A 15,766-nucleotide genomic window follows, 5' to 3' on the forward strand; every position below is an offset into this window, starting at 1 on the left:
GGGATCGTAGGGGCGCTCCGATGACAGTGTCCCGCACCGGGAGCGGAGTGCGGGAGGGGCCCGTCGTGGCGGGTGCGCGGGGTGCGGGGAAAGCGATGTGAATCCACCCCCTCCGACGTGCTAATGTTCCGATGTCGCCAGGGGAACGGCCCGCAAGGGAAGAACCACTGGGACGCTGCTCGGGCGAGTGGCGGAACGGCAGACGCGCTGGCTTCAGGTGCCAGTGTCCTTCGGGACGTGGGGGTTCAAATCCCCCCTCGCCCACATCGACGAGACGGTCGTCACCACGAAAGTGGTGGCGGCCGTTTCGTGTTTTCCCCTGTGGGTCCGGTGAGTTCGGGGCCGGACCGCCGCCCGCCTCCTGTCCGCCTCCCGCCCGGCGCTCCAGCGGCGTTGCGCCCCGGGCGGGTTGTCGAGTGATCCCGGCCACATCTGTTCGGGCGGGGGGTGTTGACGGGGGGTCGGCCGTCCGACTTTCGTCGGGCCGGGCGCGACGAAAGAGGGCGGCGGTCGGCAGGTGCGGGTGTCTAGGGTCGGGCCCGTGGATGCGACGGCGAGGGTGCGGGCGGGCTGGGACTGGCTGAAAGGGCCCGAGCCCTGGACCCGGCGGATGCTGGCGGGAGACCTGGCGCTCGCGACGGTGGCGGCGGTGCTGGGGCTCGGCGTCGAGGAACTCGACCGGGGCTCCGGAGTGCGGATGCTGGCCAGCGCCGTGCTCGTCGTCGCGCTGACGCTGCTGCGGCGCAGGCTGCCGGCGGCCACGCTGGTGGCGGGCTCGGCGCTGAGCGCGGTCCTCCCCGGGGCGCTGCTGGTGACCGGCCTGCTCGGCTGGTCGGCCGGGCGCCGGATCGAGGGGGTGGGCCGGGCGCTGGCCGTCTTCAGCCTGGCGTGCGTCGCGGCCGTCGGCCTCGGTGTCGTCAGCGAGTCCGAGATGCGGCCGCTGCTGGTGATCGTGTTCACCACGCTGCTGTTCATCGTGACGACCGTCATGCCGGGTCTGGCCAGCCGGTACTGGTCGCAGCGCCGGACGCTGCTGCGCGCGCTCCAGGAGCGCAACGCGCAGCTGATGCGGGAGCGGGCGATGATCGCCGGGCAGGCCCGGCTGCTGGAGCGGCAGCGGATCGCCCAGGACATGCACGACAGCCTGGGGCACCAACTGGCGCTGATCTCGGTGCACACCGGGGCGCTGGAGGTGGATCCGAAGCTCACCGACCGCCAGCGCGAGGCCGTGGGCGTACTGCGGCAGGCGTCGGTGGCGGCGATGCACGAGCTGCGCGAGGTCGTCGGGATCCTGCGGGACGGGGTGGCGGCGCCGGTCCCGGTGGAGGAGGCCGCGCAGCCCGCGGCGCGCGGGGTGGCCGGGATCGCGGGGGTCGTGGAGTCGGCGCGGGGCGCGGGCACGCCCGTCGGGCTGGCCACGACCGGGCAGCCCCGACCGCTGGTCGCGGCCTGCGACCACGCCGCGTACAGGATCGTGCAGGAGGCGCTGACGAACGCGTACAAGCACGCGCCGGGCGCGGCGATCGCGGTGGAGCTGCGGTACGAGGACGACTCGCTGGTGGTGGAGATCGCCAACGGGCCCGCGGCCGGGCCGGGCGCCGGCGAGGTGGTCTCGGGCGGGCAGGGCCTGACGGGGCTGCGCGAGCGGGCCCGGCTGGTGGGCGGCATGGTGCACGCGGGCCCGACCGAGGACGGCGGGTTCCGGGTGGCCGGGGTGCTGCCGTACGGCGCCGAGCCGGCGGGGGTGGAGGACGCGGCGGACGACTTCGGTCAGCGGCTGCGGCCGCACGTACTGGACGGCACGCCGCCGATGGACTGGGCGGCGGTGGACCGGGAGCTGACCGTACCCAGCCGCAGCCGGGCCGGTGGCGTCGCGATGGGCTGCGGGATCGCGTTCGCGGCGGGGGTGCTGTTGCTGGTCGCGCTCGGGGTCGCGATCGCCTTGATGGTGGGTTCGTTCAAGGACGGGATGATCGACAGGGAGGAGTACGACGCGGTACGGATCGGCACCGCCGAGCAGGAGGTCCGCGACCGGCTGCCGAGCGGGGACTCCGTCCTGACCTCGGGACTCGACCGCAAGGGGCCGACGCGGCCGGCCGGCTCGGAATGCCTGGCGTTCCTGGCGGCGGACGGCCCGTCGGATCTGGGCAAGGATCTGGTTTTCCGGTTCTGCTTCGCGGACGGCAAGCTCGTCGACAAGCAGGCGTACGAGGTCAAGCAGTAGGAGCGCGGGTGACAGCCAGGGTGGTCCGAGTGGTGATCGCTGACGATGAGCCGCTGATCCGGGCCGGGATCAGGATGATCCTGACCTCGGCGCCGGACATCGAGGTCGTCGCGGAGGCGGCGAACGGCCGGGAAGCGGTCGAGCTCGCGCGGGCGCACGCGCCCGACGTGATGCTGCTGGACATCCAGATGCCGGTGATGGACGGGCTGACGGCCCTGGGCGAGCTGGGCCGGGCGGCGCCCGAGGTGCGCGCGCTGATCCTGACCACCTTCGGGGAGAAGGAGAACGTGCTGCGGGCCCTCGGCCAGGGCGGCGCGGGGTTCCTGCTGAAGGATTCGGCGCCGGGCGAGCTGATCGGCGCCGTACGGGCGGCCGCGGCCGGGGACGCCTACCTGTCACCGGCGGCGACCCGGCACGTGGTGGACCAGCTGGCCTCGGGGCAGGCCGCGGGGCGCGGCGAGGCGGCCCGGCGCCGGGTGGCGGAGCTGAGCGAGCGGGAGCGCGGGGTGCTGGCGCTGCTGGGCGAGGGCCTCTCGAACGCGGACGCGGGCCGGCGGCTGCACATGAGCGAGGCGACCGTGAAGACGTACGTCAGCCGGATCCTGGCGAAGCTGGGGTGCGAGAACCGCGTACAGGCGGCCCTGCTGGCCAGGGACGCCGGCCTGTAGATACGGTTCGGGCCGGAATTGATGATGTTGGCCGGGACAGTACGACGGGTACGGGTGGGGGCGGCGCGCATGGTGGCGATACCGGAGCAGCGGGTGGCGGGGCCGGACCGGACGACGGGGGGCGGGCGGATACCCGCCGTCGCGGGGTTCGCACCCCGGACGGTCTCCGGTTCGGCCCGCGCGGCGGGCAAGTCCCTGCGGGAGCGCGTACCGCGCGCGGCGCACGCGGGCTTCGAGGCACCCGCCGGTCGGCCGGACGCCGTGCGCGCGGTCGAGGAGTCCAATGCCGGGCGGGTCGCGGAGCTGGCGCCGATCCGGGTGGGGCGGATGGCCGCGAACCCGTTCGCCTTCCTGCGCGGGTCGGCCGGGCTGATGGCCCACGATCTGTCCGGCGGGCCGGTGACCGGGGTGGGCGCGCAGATCTGCGGTGACGCGCACGCGGCCAACTTCGGCCTGTACGGGGACGCGCGCGGGCGGCTCGTCATCGACCTCAACGACTTCGACGAGACCGTGTTCGGTCCCTGGGAGTGGGACCTGAAGCGGCTGGCGACCTCGCTGGTGCTGGCCGGACGGGTGGCCGGCGCGGACGAGGACACCTGCCGGGCGGCGGCGCTGGACACGGTGGGCGCCTACCGGCGGACCATGCGGCTGCTGGCGAAGCTGCCCGCCCTCGACGCGTGGAACGCCATCGCGGACGAGGAACTGGTCTCGCACACCGACGCCCGGGACCTGCTGGGCACGCTGGAGCGGGTCTCGGAGAAGGCCCGCAACAACACCTCCGCCCGGTTCGCCGCCAAGTCCACCGAGGCCGGTACGGACGGCGTACGGCGCTTCGTGGACGCCCTGCCGGTGCTGCGCCGGGTCGGCGACGGCGAGGCGGCGGCCGTGGCGGCCTCGCTGGGCCCGTACCTGGAGACCCTCCAGGGGGACCGGCTGCCGCTGCTGGCCCGGTACGCGATCCATGACGTGGCCTTCCGGGTGGTGGGCACCGGGAGCGTGGGCACCCGCTCGTACGTCGTGCTGCTGCTGGACCACCGCGGCGAACCGCTCGTCCTCCAGGTGAAGGAGGCCCGGCCCTCGGCTCTGCTGCCGTACCTGCCGGCCCTGGGGTTCACCTCCGCTCCGGAGGAGCACGAGGGGCGGCGGGTGGTGGCCGGCCAGAAGCGGATGCAGGTGGTCTCCGACATCCTTTTGGGCTGGACCACCGTGCAGGGGCGGCCCTACCAGGTCCGCCAGTTCCGCAACCGCAAGGGCAGCGTGGACCCGGCGGCCCTGGCCCCCGAGCAGATCGACGACTACGGGCGGATGACCGGCGCGCTGCTGGCGCGGGCGCACGCGCACAGCGCCGATCCGCGGGTCCTGGCCGGGTACTGCGGCAAGAACGACGAGCTGGACGAGGCGATGGCCACGTTCGCCGTTGCGTACGCGGACCGGAGCGAGGCCGACCACGCGGATCTGGTGGCGGCGGTGCGGAGCGGCCGGATCGCGGCGGAGGCGGGGGTCTGAGCCGCCTGCCGACCGGCTTTCGCGGGTCTCGGTCCCGGGCCTGTGTTTCACGTGAAACACAGGCCCGGGCGGACCGGCCTTAGGCTGGCCGGGTGAGCGAGCAGCAGACTGAACAGACGGTCCCCGGCGAGGAGCGCCCCGAGGCACGCCTGGAGCGGGCCGTACGGGCCGCCGAGCAGGCGCTGATCGAGTTCGAGATCGCGGTGGAGACCTTCCGGGTGGAGGTCGAGAACTTTTCCCGGCTGCACCACCAGAAGCTCGGGCCGATGTACTCGCGGCTCGACGAACTGGACGCGCTGATCGCGGAGGCGAAGGCGGCGCGCAGCGGTGATCCGGAGGATCTGCGGCGGGCCCGCGAGGCGCGTTCGCTGGTCATGCCGATGCCGGGGGTGGACGAGCTCTTCCACGACTGGCTCGACAGCGACGGGATCTCGGACGACGCGGGCGCGATGCTCACCGAGCGGCCGGTGCGGCCGCCGGAGCGGGTGCGGCCGTCGGAGGAGGTGCGCCGGCTCTACCGCGAGCTGGTGCGCCAGGCGCATCCGGATCTCGCCCAGGACGAGGCCGAGCGGACGCGGCGCGACGAGTTCATCGCGCGGGTCAACGCGGCGTACGGGCGGGGCGACGAGCGGTTGCTGCGCGAGCTGGTGCAGGAGTGGGCCGAGGGTCCGGCGCCGGAGGCGGCGGGGCCGAGCGAGAGCGAGGAGCTGTACGCGCGGCTGGAGTGGCTCTCGCGGCGCAAGGAGCTGCTGGCGATGGTGGCCAAGGAGCTGGAGGACAGCGCGATCGGGTCGATGCTGCGGATGGCGCCGGAGGATCCGGACCGGTTGCTGGAGGAGATCGCGGAGCAGTTGCTGGCCACGGTGTCCGAGCGGGAAGCGGAGCTGGCCGGGCTGGCCTAAGCCGTAGCCCTGCCGGGCCGGGGGCCGGGCCGTGTGGCGCTGCCCCGTACGCGGCCCGGGCTGCGCCCGGCTTTCCGGGGCTCCGCCCCGGACCCCGCGCCTCAAACGCCGGCGGGGCTGGATTTGCCTCGGGTCCGCGCCTGAAAGGCGGCGGGGCTGGATGTGGCTCGGGTCCGGCCGGAGGTGGGCGATGTGTCGGCGGGGCTCGGATAGGTTGAGGGTCAGATCTGCGATGAGAGAAGGCGACGTATGAACTTCGGACCGCTTCCCTCGGTGGACGCCGCCGCGGTGCCCTCCGAAGGCTTTGTCCTGGACGTCCGTGAGGACGACGAATGGGCGGCCGGGCACGTGGAGGGTGCGCTGCACATTCCGATGAGCGACTTCGTGGCCCGCTTCGGTGAGCTGACGGAGGCCGTCGAGGACGGCCGCCGCGTCCATGTGATGTGCCGGGTCGGCGGGCGTTCCGCCCAGGTGACCCAGTACCTGGTGCGCCAGGAGATCGACGCCGTGAACATCGACGGCGGCATGCAGGCGTGGGAGAGCGCCGGGCGCCCGATGGTGACCGACAGCGGGAACCCGGCCTTCGTGCTCTAGCGGGGCGTCACGCGAGGGGATGGGCGGCCAGCAGGTCGCCCAGGGCCTCCTCGTGTGCCGCGGCCGGGCCGAGCTGGAGCTCCAGCTGTTTGGCCCAGGCGTGGTAGCGGTGCAGCGGGTAGTCGGTGTCGGCGCCGAAGCCGCCGTGCAGGTGCTGCGCGGTCTGGACGACCCGGCGTACCCCCTCCGAGGCCCAGATCTTGGCGACGGCGACATCGCCCGCGCTCGGCAGCGGTCCGCCGGCGCCCCCGGTCGTGGCGTCGAGCCGCCAAGCGGCCTGCCAGAGGGTCACCTCCATGGCGCGCAGGTCGATGTAGCGGTCGGCCGCCTGGACGGCGACGGCCTGGAAGGTGGCCACCGGAAAGCCGAACTGCTCGCGCTTGCCGGTGTACTGGCTCGTCATGGCGAGCACGCTCTCGCCGAGTCCCAGTGCCAGGGCGCAGGTTCCGGTGGCGAGGAGCTGGCGGAGCCGGTCCCAGGCGCCGGGGGTGTCGATGAGGTGTGCCTCGGGCACCCGTACGCCGTCCAGGGTGAGTTCGGCGAGCCGCTCCCCGCTGGTGGAGTACTGGTCGGCGAGCGTGAGCCCCTCGGTGGTGCGCGGGACCAGCGCGAGGACGGCCTCTCCTTCGCCGGTGTGGGCGGGGACGGCGATCCAGTCGGCGCTGTGGGCCCAGGGTACGGAGGTCTGCACCCCGTCCAGGGACCACCGGGTGCCTTCGCGGCGGGCGCTGACGGCGAGTTCGGCGGGGTCGTGGCCGGTGCGGCCGTGGGCGGCGGCGGTGAGGACGAGCTCGCCGCGCCCGGCGCCGGGCAGCAGGGCGGCGGCCAGTTCGGGGCTGCCGTGGGCCTGGACGGCCATCGCGGTGGCGCAGTGCTCCAGCAGGGGCACCCGGGCCAGTACCCTCGCCGCCTCGCGCAGCACCAGGCACAGGGCGACGGCGTCGAGGCCGGCCCCGCCGTGCCGCTCGGCGAGGACCAGGCTCAGCAGGTCGGAGGCGGCCAGCTTGGCCCACAGGGGCCGGTCGAACTCCTCGGCCACGGCCCCCGGGGTGAGCGCCGGGCTGGGCACGCTGTCGGGCGCGACATCCGCGAACACGGCCTTCGCCGCCTCGACGGCGGCCTGCTGTTCCTCGGTGAAGGTGAAGTCCACTGCCTGTCCTCCCGCGTGCACCGGATCCCGGATCCCGTTCGGATCTGACGGAGCGTCAAGATAGAACAGGTTCCCGGAATTGCCCAGTGCGCGGGGCTCGCGGGCGGCGGACGCCGGGCCTCAGCGGTCGAAGTCGATCTCCACTTCCTCTGTCACCGGATGCGACTGGCAGGCCAGCACGAATCCGGCCTCCGTCTCCTCCGTCTCCAGCGCGAAGTTGCGGTCCATCCGGACCTCGCCGGCGACCACGAACGCCCGGCAGGTGCCGCACACCCCGCCCTTGCAGGCGTACGGGGCGTCCGCGCGGTTGCGGAGCACCGCGTCCAGCAGGGATTCCCCGTCCCGGACCGGCCAGGTGCCCGAGCGGCCGTCGAGCCGGGCGGTGACGCGCCCGCGGGCACCGGCGTCCGAGGCGGCGACGGGGGCCGGCGGCGCCGTGTCCTCGACGTGGAAGATTTCCTCATGGACCCGGGACCGGGCGACACCGAGCCCGCCCAGGGCCCGCTCCGCGCCCTGCACCAGCCCGTACGGCCCGCACAGGAACCAGCCGGCCACCTCGGAGACCGGCAGCAGCGCGGGCAGCAGCTCCGCCAGCCGGTCCTCGTCGAGACGCCCGGACGGCAGCCCGGCCTCCTGCTCCTCGCGGGAGAGCACCGTGACGAGCTGGAAACGGTCCGGGTAGCGGTCCTTGAGGTCGGCGACCTCCTCCAGGAACATCGTCGACGCCGCCGAGCGGTCGCTGCGCACCAGGCAGAACCGGGCCTCGGGCCGGGCCCGCAGCAAGGTGGCGGCGATGGACAGCACCGGGGTGATCCCGCTGCCGCCGACGATCGCCGCGTAGTGCCCGGTGGCCGGCGCGGCGGCCGGATCCAGCACGAACCGCCCGGCCGGGACCATCACGTCCAGCGTGTCCCCGGCGGCGATCTCCTTGTGCGCGAACGTGGAGAACTCGCCGCCCTCCACCAGCCGCACCCCGACCCGCAGCAGGGCGGGGCCCGGGCCGTCCGGCTCGGGGGCGGGAGAGCAGATCGAGTAGGTGCGGCGGACCTGCTCGCCGCCGGGGGCGGTCCGGCGCAGGGTCAGGTGCTGGCCGGGCGCGTGCCGGTACTCGGCGCGCAGCTCCTCGGGAACGACCAGGGTCAGGGCCACCGAGTCGTCGGTGAGCCGGTCGACCGCCGCCACGGTGAGCGGGTGGAACGCGCCGTGCCGTGCGGGGCGCGGGTTCACCAGCGCGGCGGACGGCGCGGACGGCGAGGTCGCAGCCATCTACAGCTCCTTGAAGTGGTCGAACGGTTCGCGGCAGGCGACGCAGCGGCGCAGCGCCTTGCAGGCGGTGGAGGAGAACCGGCTGAGCAGCTCGGTGTCCGTCGATCCGCAGTGGGGGCACCGGACCGACAGGGTGAGCGAGACCGGCCCGCCCGCCGCGTGCGGGCGCGGCGGGGCGATGCCGAACTCGGCCAGCTTACGGCGGCCCTCGGCGCTGATGTCGTCGGTGGACCAGGCGGGCGAGAGCACGGTGGTAACCCGCACCTCGGGGATGCCGTGCTCGATCAGCGCCCGCTCGATGTCGGCGGACATGGCCTCGATGGCCGGGCAGCCGGTGTACGTGGGGGTGAGGGTGACCTCGGCGTGCCCGTCGTCATGCATCCGCACCCCGCGCATCACGCCGAGCTCGGAGAGGGTCAGCACGGGCAGCTCCGGGTCGGGGACGGAGCCGGCGATCTCGGCCAGCTCCGCCTCCAGGCGGGTCATGCCCGCGTCGGCGAAGGTCACCACGACGCCCCCGGGTGGCTGCGGTGCAGGTGCTGCATCTCGGCGAGCATCCGCCCGAACGGCTCGGTGTGCAGGCCCTGGCGGCCGGCGCCCGCCGCCCAGGCCCCGGTGCGGGGCCCCTCGGGCAGCGCGAGCCCGGCGCGGTCCAGCACACCGGTCAGCGAGGCCAGCCAGCGCTGCTCCAGGGCGGCCCAGTCCACCTCGACCCCGTCCACGGGCGCGAACATCTCGCCGGTGAACTTCCACAGCGCGTCGAGCGCGGTGCGCATCCGGCGCCGGCTCTCCTCGGTGCCGTCGCCGAGGCGCAGTGTCCACTGCTCGGCGTGGTCGCGGTGGTACGCGGTCTCCTTGACGGCCTTCGCGGCGAGCGGCCCGAACGGGCCGTCACCGGCGGCGAGTTCCGCGTAGAGCTCGTGCTGGTAGAAGGAGAAGTACAGCTGTCGCGCGATGGTGTGGGCGAAGTCGCCGTTCGGCTGCTCCACCAGCTGGAGGTTGCGGAAGGCGCGCTCCTCGCGCAGGAACGCCAGCTCGTCCTCGTCGCCCGCGAGGGAGAGCAGGACGCGGGCCTGGCCGAGCAGGTCGAGCGCGATGTTGGCGAGCGCGACCTCCTCCTCCAGGACGGGCGCGTGCCCGGCCCACTCGCCGAGGCGGTGGGACAGGATCAGCGCGTCGTCCCCGAGGGCGAGGGCGGCTGCCGTACGGACGACATCGGTGCCGGAGGTGCTGGTCACAGGTGGCGCACCCCCTCGGGGATCTCGTAGAAGGTGGGGTGCCGGTAGGGCTTGTCGGCGGAGGCGGCGAAGAACGGGTCCCGCTCGTCCGGGGAGGAGGCGGTGATCTCCGTGGAGGGCACGACCCAGATCGAGATGCCCTCGCCGCGCCGGGTGTACAGGTCGCGGGCGTTGCGCAGGGCCATCTCCGCGTCCGGGGCGTGCAGGCTTCCCGCATGCGTGTGCGAGAGGCCGCGCCGCGAGCGGACGAACACCTCCCACAGGGGCCAGTTCTGCGTCATACCCGTGCCTCGCTTTCCGTACGAACGTGCTTCTCGGCATACGCCGCGGCCGCCTCGCGGACCCAGGCGCCTTCCTCGTGGGCGGCGCGCCGCTGGTTGATGCGCTGGTCGTTGCACGGGCCGTTGCCCTTGAGCACGTCCCAGAACTCCGCCCAGTCGATCGCGCCGAAGTCGTGCTGCCCGCGCTCCTCGTTCCACTTCAGGTCCGGGTCGGGCAGGGTCAGCCCCAGCGCCTCGGCCTGCGGGACGGCGATGTCGACGAAGCGCTGGCGCAGCTCGTCGTTGGAGTGGCGCTTGATCCGCCAGGCCATCGACTGCGCCGAATGCGCCGATTCGTCGTCCGGCGGGCCGAACATCATCAGCGAGGGCCACCACCAGCGGTCCACCGCGTCCTGCGCCATGGCGTGCTGCGCCTCGGTGCCCTTGGACAGGGCCATGAGGAGCTCGAAGCCCTGGCGCTGGTGGAAGGACTCCTCCTTGCAGATCCGGACCATGGCGCGCGCGTACGGGCCGTAGGAGCAGCGGCAGATCGGCACCTGGTTGGTGATCGCCGCGCCGTCCACGAGCCAGCCGATCGCGCCCACGTCGGCCCAGGTCAGGGTGGGGTAGTTGAAGATCGACGAGTACTTCTGCTTGCCGGAGTGGAGCTTGTCGAGGAGCTCGTCGCGGCTGGTGCCGAGGGTCTCGGCGGCGCTGTACAGGTACAGGCCGTGGCCGGCCTCGTCCTGCACCTTGGCCATCAGGATCGCCTTGCGGCGCAGCGAGGGCGCGCGGGTGATCCAGTTGGCCTCGGGCTGCATGCCGATGATCTCGGAGTGCGCGTGCTGGGCCATCTGGCGGACCAGCGAGGCCCGGTACGCCTCGGGCATCCAGTCGCGCGGTTCCACGCGCTCGTCGGCCGCCACGGCCGCGTCGAAGGCCGCGGCGAGCTGTGCGCCGAGGTCCGGCATGCCCAGCTCTTGCACGCCGGAGTCCTGCGCGCCCGCCTGCCCGGCGTCTGTCCCGGGGGCCGCGTTCGGCCCCGTCTCCGGGGTCACTGCCACCATCACGGCCCCCTGTCAGAGTTTGTCGGCCGTCCGTCGATCCACCCGACCGACCGATCGTTCGGTTCGTCCTCTTCAATGGTGAGACGGCGGCCCGTAGGGTGTCAACCTCTGTGGGCAACCCTGTGGACGCCGGATGATCGGGGCGGGATGGATTCGAACGAGCGCGAGCGCGCGGAAGGGGCCCTTCCGGCGGATGTGCCGCCCTCGCCCCGGGCGCCCGGGATCGCCGGTCTGTCCACGCCGTACCGGGTCGTCACGGCCCTGGCGCTGGGCGCCGTGGCCGTCGCGGCCTGCTGGCACCTGGCCCTGGTGTTCCTGCACGTGGCCCCCTCGAACACGCTGAGCAAGCGGCACGCGGGAATGATCGACGGCTGGATCTACCCCGAATTCGAACAGAACTGGAAGCTCTTCGCGCCCAACCCGCTCCAGCAGAACATCGCGGTCGAGGCCCGCGCGCAGGTACGAACGGATGACGACCGGCTGGTCACCGGAGCCTGGCGCGACCTGTCCGCCGAGGACGGCGCGGCGATCCGGCACAGCCTGCTGCCGAGCCACACCGAGCAGAACGAGCTCCGGCGGGCCTGGGACTTCTACACCGGCTCCCACGACGAGGACGAGAAGCCGAGCGGTGAGCGCGGCGCGCTGTCGCAGGAGTACCTGCGGCGGATCGCGGTGGCCCGGCTCGGCGCGGACGGTGGCGCCGGCGCGGACGGCCGTGTCGTACGGATCCAGCTGCGCTCGGCGACCCGGGCGGTGCCCGCGCCGGCGTGGTCGACGGAGCGGACCGACACGCAGACCTACTACCGGGAGCTGCCGTGGTGGACGGTGTGACACGGCTCCGGGCCGCGGCGGGCCGGGGCCTGGCGAAGGTCACCGGGCAGGCGCTGGGTCCTTACCAGAGCGCGGTGGTCCGGATCGGGTTCTCCGCGACCTGGCTGTTCTTCCTGCTGCGGGAATTCCCGCACCGGCGGGAGCTGTACGGGCCCGACGGGCCGTGGAGCTGGGACCTGGCGCACCGGCTGACGGACTCGAACGAGGCGTTCAGCGTCCTGATGTGGTCGGACTCCACGCTGTGGTTCGAGCTCGTGTACGCCGTGTCCGTGCTGGCGAGCGTGCTGCTGATGCTGGGCTGGCGGACGCGGACCTCGGCCGTGGTGTTCATGGTCGGGGTGCTGTCGCTGCAGAACCGCAGCGTGTTCATGGGGGACGGCGGGGACAACGTCATCCACCTGATGGCGATCTACCTGGTGCTGACGCGGTGCGGGCGGGTGTGGTCGCTGGACGCGCGGCGCGCGGCGCTGCGCGCGGGCTCGGGGGCGGGGCGGGATGTGGCCGGGCCCGTGCTGTGGGGCGTGCTGGGCGTGGTCCTCGCGTACGGGGCGGTCAGCGGGCGGTTCACGGCCGGATGGCTGGCCGCCTTCGCGGCGGTGTGGGTGGTGCTGGGGCTGTGGTGGACGGTCGAACGCCACGAACCGGAGGGTGAGGGGCGGGCGGTCCTCGACGTCCTGGCGAACCTGCTGCACAACGCGGGGATGCTGGTGATCATGGCGGAGGTCTGCCTGATCTACGCGACGGCGGGCTGGTACAAGATCCAGGGCTCGCGGTGGCAGGACGGGACGGCGCTGTACTACCCGCTCCGGCTGGACTACTTCACGCCGTGGCCGGCGTTGTCGGGGGTGCTGGCGGGGAGCGGGGTGCTGGTGATGCTGCTGTCCTACGGGACGGTCGCGGTGCAGGTGGCGTTTCCGTTCACGCTGTTCAACCGGCGGATCAAGAACGTGCTGCTGGCGGCGATGATGCTGGAGCATGCGGGGATCGCGGTGCTGCTGGGGTTGCCGTTCTTTTCCATGGCGATGATCGCCGCCGATGCGGTGTTCTTGCCCACGGGGTTTTTGGTGTGGCTGGGGGCCGGGGCCTCCGGCCGGGTGGGGCGGGGGCTTGGCCTCGGCCTTGGCCGGGGCCGGGGCCGCCGAGGTGGGGCGGGGGTGGCGGATGCCGAGGTGGTGCCAGTGGCGGTGCCGGTGCAGGCGGGGCCCGGCGGGGGCTGACCACCGGTCCGCTGCGCGGGCTTCTCCCCGCCCCGCCCTTTCACCGTTTCTCCCCCGGGTCCGTCCGGGGGACCCCACGGCTCCGTCGCCCGGGCCCCGTGCAGGTGCGGCGCCGTTGTCGGGGGCCAGCCCCCGAACCCCCGCGCCTCAAACGCCGGCGAGGCTGAAGTTGCCGACGGGGGCGGCGGAGCGTGATCGGCGGTGCGGGGTTGCCGGCGAGGCTGAAGTTGCCGACGGGGGCGGCGGAGCCTGATTGGCGGTGCGGGGTTGCCGGCGAGGCTGAAGTTGTCGACGGGGCCGACGGTGCGGTGGGGGTTGTCGGCGGGGCTGGCGTTGCTGGTGGGGGACGTAGGGTCGGGGGTATGAGTGAGCAGTTGGGGGTTGGGGAGTGGCGGGAGGGGGCCGGGCGGGGGGATCTGGTGCTCCTCGACGGGTTCCACGCGCTGAAGCACGCCCTGCGGTTCGGGGCGGATGTGCGGGCCGTCGTCGCCGATGATCCCGATGCCGTGCGGGCGCTGGCCGAGCAGCTGGCCCCGGACGTGGCGGCGGAGGTGGGGCGGCTCGTGCGCCCGGCGGAGCTGCGCGCGCTGCTGACCCGGGTGCACCCCACCGGGGTGGCGGCGCTGGCCGTGCGGCCCGACCGGGAGCAGGGCAGGGCCAGGCTGGAGCGGCTGCCGCGCAGCGCGCCCGTGGTCGTCCTCGACAACCCGCGCAACCTCGGCAACGTCGGCGCCGTGGTCCGGCTCGCCGCCGGGTTCGGGGCGACCGGGGTGGTGACCCGGGGCGACCTCGACCCCTGGCACCCGAACGTGGTCCGGGCCGGGGCCGGGCTGCACTACGCCACCACCGTGGACCGGGTGGAGATCGACACCCTGCCCCCCGGGCCGCTGTACGCGCTCGACCCGGAGGGCGAGGACATCCGTGCCCTCACCCTCCCGGACGACGCCCTGCTCGCCTTCGGCTCGGAGCGGCACGGGATCTCACCCGAGCTGCGGGACCGAGCCGATCATCTGGTGTCCCTGCCGATGCGGCCGCAGGTCTCCAGCTACAACCTGGCCACGAGCGTGGCCATGACCCTCTTCCACTGGGGCGGGCCCCACCCCGGTTAGCCGCTTCCTAGGCCTGGCGGCGGACTTCCACCACGCGGAAGCGGTTCGCGACGAAGGCGCCGTCGCACAGGGCGGCGTTCGCCGCCGGGTTGCCGCCCGAGCCGTGGAAGTCGGAGAACGCCGCCGTCTGGTTGACGAACACCCCGCCGGTCAGGTTCAGCGACAGCTGCGCCGACTCCTCCAGGCAGACCTCCTCGATGGCCCGCTCGGTGTCCGGGGAGGTGGTGTAGGCGCCGACCGTCATCGCGCCCTTCTCGCGCACCGTGCGGCGCAGCAGGTCCAGGGCGTCCGCCGTGGAGTCGACGGCGACCGCGAAGGAGACCGGGCCGAAGCACTCCGAGAGGTACGGGGCCGAGTCGTCCGGCTTCGCGGCGTCCAGCTTCACCATCACCGGGGTGCGGACCACCGCGTCCGGGAACTCCGGGTTCACGACCTCGCGCGAGGCCAGCGCGACCTCGCCCAGCGCGGCGGCCGCCTCCAGGCGGGCCTTCACATCCGGGTTGACCAGCGCGCCCAGCAGCGCGTTGGCCCGGGCGTCGTCGCCCAGCAGGCCCCCGACCGAGGCCGCGAGGTCGGCGACGACCTCGTCGTACGTCTTGTGGCCCGCGTCCGTCGCGATGCCCTCGCGCGGGATCAGCAGGTTCTGCGGGGTCGTGCACATCTGGCCGCTGTACAGGGAGAGCGAGAAGGCCAGGTTGGACAGCATGCCCTTGTAGTCGGAGGTCGAGTCGAGGACGACCGTGTTGACGCCGGCCTTCTCCGTGTAGACCTGCGCCTGGCGGGCGTTGGTCTCCAGCCAGTCGCCGAACTCGGTGGAGCCGGTGTAGTCGATCAGCTTGATCTCGGGGCGGACGGCGAGGGTCTTGGCGATGCCCTCGCCCGGACGCTCGACGGCCAGCGCCACCAGGTTCGGGTCGAAACCGGCCTCGGCGAGGACCTCGCGGGCCACCTTCACGGTCAGCGCGAGCGGCAGCACGGCGCGCGGGTGCGGCTTGACCAGCACCGCGTTGCCCGTGGCCAGGGAGGCGAACAGGCCCGGGTAGCCGTTCCAGGTCGGGAAGGTGTTGCAGCCGATCATCAGCGCGATGCCGCGCGGCACGGCCGTGAAGGTCTTGCCGAGCTCCAGCGGGTCCTTCTTGCCCTGCGGCTTCGACCAGTCGGCCTGCCCCGGGACCCGGGTCTGCTCCTCGTACGCGTAGGCCACGGCCTCCAGGCCACGGTCCTGCGCGTGCGGGCCGCCGGCCTGGAACGCCATCATGAACGCCTGGCCGCTGGTGTGCATGACCGCGTGCGCGAACTCGTGCGTCCGCGCGCCGATGCGGGCCAGGATCTCGATGCAGACCAGGGCGCGGGCCTCGGGTCCGGCGTCGCGCCAGGCGCCCATGCCAGCCTTCATCGCGGGCAGCAGCACGTCCGGGTCGACGTGCGGGTACTCGACGCCCAGCTCCGGGCCGAACGGGGACACCTCGGCGCCGGCCCAGCCGTCCGTACCGGGCTGGCCGAGGTCGAAGCGGGTGCCGCGCACGGCTTCGAAGGCGGCGAGGCCGTCGGCCGGGGCGGTCTCCCCGTAGGCCTTGGGGTGCTCGGGGTGCGGGGACCAGTAGGCGCGGCTTCGGATGGCGGCCAGCGCCTGTTCCAGGGTGGGCCGGTGCTTGGCGGACAGCTGGGGGACGGTGAGCGCGGCGGCCATCAGGGACCAACTCCTCGTTGAGCCGGGCAAGATCAGGCTGGTTC

The 15,766-nt window shown here is 73.5% G+C and carries 15 protein-coding genes and 1 tRNA gene; 9 read left to right on the forward strand and 7 right to left on the reverse strand.

The genetic code is table 11. The features are described 5' to 3' along the window. The first annotated feature begins 181 nt into the window (after window positions 1-181). The 6 genes from IE248_RS14480 (at window position 182) to IE248_RS14505 (ending at window position 5,894) form a co-directional block, all read left to right on the forward strand. Window positions 182-264 (forward strand) — tRNA-Leu (locus IE248_RS14480). Between the two features lie 277 nt (window positions 265-541). Next, window positions 542-2,224 carry a sensor histidine kinase gene (locus tag IE248_RS14485; RefSeq protein WP_229895317.1) on the forward strand — a complete coding sequence of 561 codons (1,683 nt, stop codon included), beginning with the start codon at window positions 542-544 and terminating at the stop codon, window positions 2,222-2,224. Between the two features lie 20 nt (window positions 2,225-2,244). Next, window positions 2,245-2,892, forward strand: a complete 648-nt coding sequence (locus IE248_RS14490; RefSeq protein WP_164496114.1) for a response regulator — start codon at window positions 2,245-2,247, stop codon at window positions 2,890-2,892. A gap of 69 nt (window positions 2,893-2,961) precedes the next feature. Continuing rightward, complete coding sequence (locus IE248_RS14495) at window positions 2,962-4,398, forward strand: DUF2252 domain-containing protein (RefSeq protein ID WP_073797994.1); 1,437 nt, start codon at window positions 2,962-2,964, stop codon at window positions 4,396-4,398. A gap of 92 nt (window positions 4,399-4,490) precedes the next feature. Continuing rightward, the gene (locus IE248_RS14500; protein ID WP_100581277.1) at window positions 4,491-5,300 is read left to right on the forward strand and encodes a J domain-containing protein; all 810 of its coding nucleotides are present in this window, start codon (window positions 4,491-4,493) and stop codon (window positions 5,298-5,300) included. A 249-nt stretch (window positions 5,301-5,549) separates the two neighbouring features. Continuing rightward, window positions 5,550-5,894, forward strand: a complete 345-nt coding sequence (locus IE248_RS14505; RefSeq protein WP_008739982.1) for a rhodanese-like domain-containing protein — start codon at window positions 5,550-5,552, stop codon at window positions 5,892-5,894. A 7-nt stretch (window positions 5,895-5,901) separates the two neighbouring features. Here IE248_RS14505 and IE248_RS14510 read toward each other — a convergent pair whose 3' ends face one another. The 6 genes from IE248_RS14510 to paaA form a co-directional block, all read right to left on the reverse strand. Then, window positions 5,902-7,044 carry an acyl-CoA dehydrogenase family protein gene (locus IE248_RS14510; RefSeq protein WP_190030902.1) on the reverse strand — a complete coding sequence of 381 codons (1,143 nt, stop codon included), beginning with the start codon at window positions 7,042-7,044 and terminating at the stop codon, window positions 5,902-5,904. Between the two features lie 120 nt (window positions 7,045-7,164). Continuing rightward, window positions 7,165-8,310 carry a 2Fe-2S iron-sulfur cluster-binding protein gene (locus IE248_RS14515; protein WP_078489051.1) on the reverse strand — a complete coding sequence of 382 codons (1,146 nt, stop codon included), beginning with the start codon at window positions 8,308-8,310 and terminating at the stop codon, window positions 7,165-7,167. Then, window positions 8,311-8,796, reverse strand: a complete 486-nt coding sequence (paaD, locus tag IE248_RS14520) for a 1,2-phenylacetyl-CoA epoxidase subunit PaaD (RefSeq protein ID WP_073797996.1) — start codon at window positions 8,794-8,796, stop codon at window positions 8,311-8,313. Between the two features lie 17 nt (window positions 8,797-8,813). Beyond that, window positions 8,814-9,548, reverse strand: coding sequence for a 1,2-phenylacetyl-CoA epoxidase subunit PaaC (paaC, locus tag IE248_RS14525; protein WP_008739988.1), 735 nt, complete (start codon window positions 9,546-9,548; stop codon window positions 8,814-8,816). Continuing rightward, window positions 9,545-9,829, reverse strand: a complete 285-nt coding sequence (paaB, locus tag IE248_RS14530; RefSeq protein ID WP_008739989.1) for a 1,2-phenylacetyl-CoA epoxidase subunit PaaB — start codon at window positions 9,827-9,829, stop codon at window positions 9,545-9,547. Before paaB ends, paaC begins: the two co-directional genes overlap by 4 nt. Continuing rightward, entirely contained in the window at window positions 9,826-10,875 is a 1,050-nt protein-coding gene (paaA, locus tag IE248_RS14535; RefSeq protein ID WP_037792177.1) for a 1,2-phenylacetyl-CoA epoxidase subunit PaaA, read from the reverse strand. Before paaA ends, paaB begins: the two co-directional genes overlap by 4 nt. A gap of 147 nt (window positions 10,876-11,022) precedes the next feature. Between paaA and IE248_RS14540 the strand changes: the two genes are divergently transcribed. The 3 genes from IE248_RS14540 (at window position 11,023) to IE248_RS14550 (ending at window position 14,032) form a co-directional block, all read left to right on the forward strand. Continuing rightward, window positions 11,023-11,706, forward strand: a complete 684-nt coding sequence (locus tag IE248_RS14540) for a DUF5819 family protein (protein ID WP_308438146.1) — start codon at window positions 11,023-11,025, stop codon at window positions 11,704-11,706. Then, entirely contained in the window at window positions 11,694-12,923 is a 1,230-nt protein-coding gene (locus tag IE248_RS14545) for an HTTM domain-containing protein (RefSeq protein ID WP_373301516.1), read from the forward strand. The genes IE248_RS14540 and IE248_RS14545 overlap by 13 nt, the downstream gene beginning before the upstream one ends. 362 nt (window positions 12,924-13,285) lie before the next feature. Then, entirely contained in the window at window positions 13,286-14,032 is a 747-nt protein-coding gene (locus tag IE248_RS14550) for a TrmH family RNA methyltransferase (RefSeq protein WP_190030903.1), read from the forward strand. 7 nt (window positions 14,033-14,039) lie between these two features. Here IE248_RS14550 and paaN read toward each other — a convergent pair whose 3' ends face one another. Continuing rightward, the gene (paaN, locus tag IE248_RS14555; protein WP_037797894.1) at window positions 14,040-15,722 is read right to left on the reverse strand and encodes a phenylacetic acid degradation protein PaaN; all 1,683 of its coding nucleotides are present in this window, start codon (window positions 15,720-15,722) and stop codon (window positions 14,040-14,042) included. Between the last annotated feature and the right edge of the window lie 44 nt (window positions 15,723-15,766).

The organism is Streptomyces goshikiensis, from assembly GCF_014650555.1.
Lineage (GTDB): Bacteria > Actinomycetota > Actinomycetes > Streptomycetales > Streptomycetaceae > Streptomyces > Streptomyces goshikiensis.

Bases quoted from the DNA above. Each gene is read 5' to 3' on its own strand.
- IE248_RS14495 (WP_073797994.1), top strand. From the start codon at position 2,962: ATGGTGGCGATACCGGAGCAGCGGGTGGCGGGGCCGGACCGGACGACG.
- IE248_RS14505 (WP_008739982.1), top strand. From the start codon at position 5,550: ATGAACTTCGGACCGCTTCCCTCGGTGGACGCCGCCGCGGTGCCCTCC.
- IE248_RS14515 (WP_078489051.1), bottom strand. From the start codon at position 8,310: ATGGCTGCGACCTCGCCGTCCGCGCCGTCCGCCGCGCTGGTGAACCCG.
- paaD (WP_073797996.1), bottom strand. From the start codon at position 8,796: ATGACCCGCCTGGAGGCGGAGCTGGCCGAGATCGCCGGCTCCGTCCCC.
- paaB (WP_008739989.1), bottom strand. From the start codon at position 9,829: ATGACGCAGAACTGGCCCCTGTGGGAGGTGTTCGTCCGCTCGCGGCGC.
- paaA (WP_037792177.1), bottom strand. From the start codon at position 10,875: ATGGTGGCAGTGACCCCGGAGACGGGGCCGAACGCGGCCCCCGGGACA.
- IE248_RS14540 (WP_308438146.1), top strand. From the start codon at position 11,023: ATGGATTCGAACGAGCGCGAGCGCGCGGAAGGGGCCCTTCCGGCGGAT.
- IE248_RS14550 (WP_190030903.1), top strand. From the start codon at position 13,286: ATGAGTGAGCAGTTGGGGGTTGGGGAGTGGCGGGAGGGGGCCGGGCGG.
- paaN (WP_037797894.1), bottom strand. From the start codon at position 15,722: ATGGCCGCCGCGCTCACCGTCCCCCAGCTGTCCGCCAAGCACCGGCCC.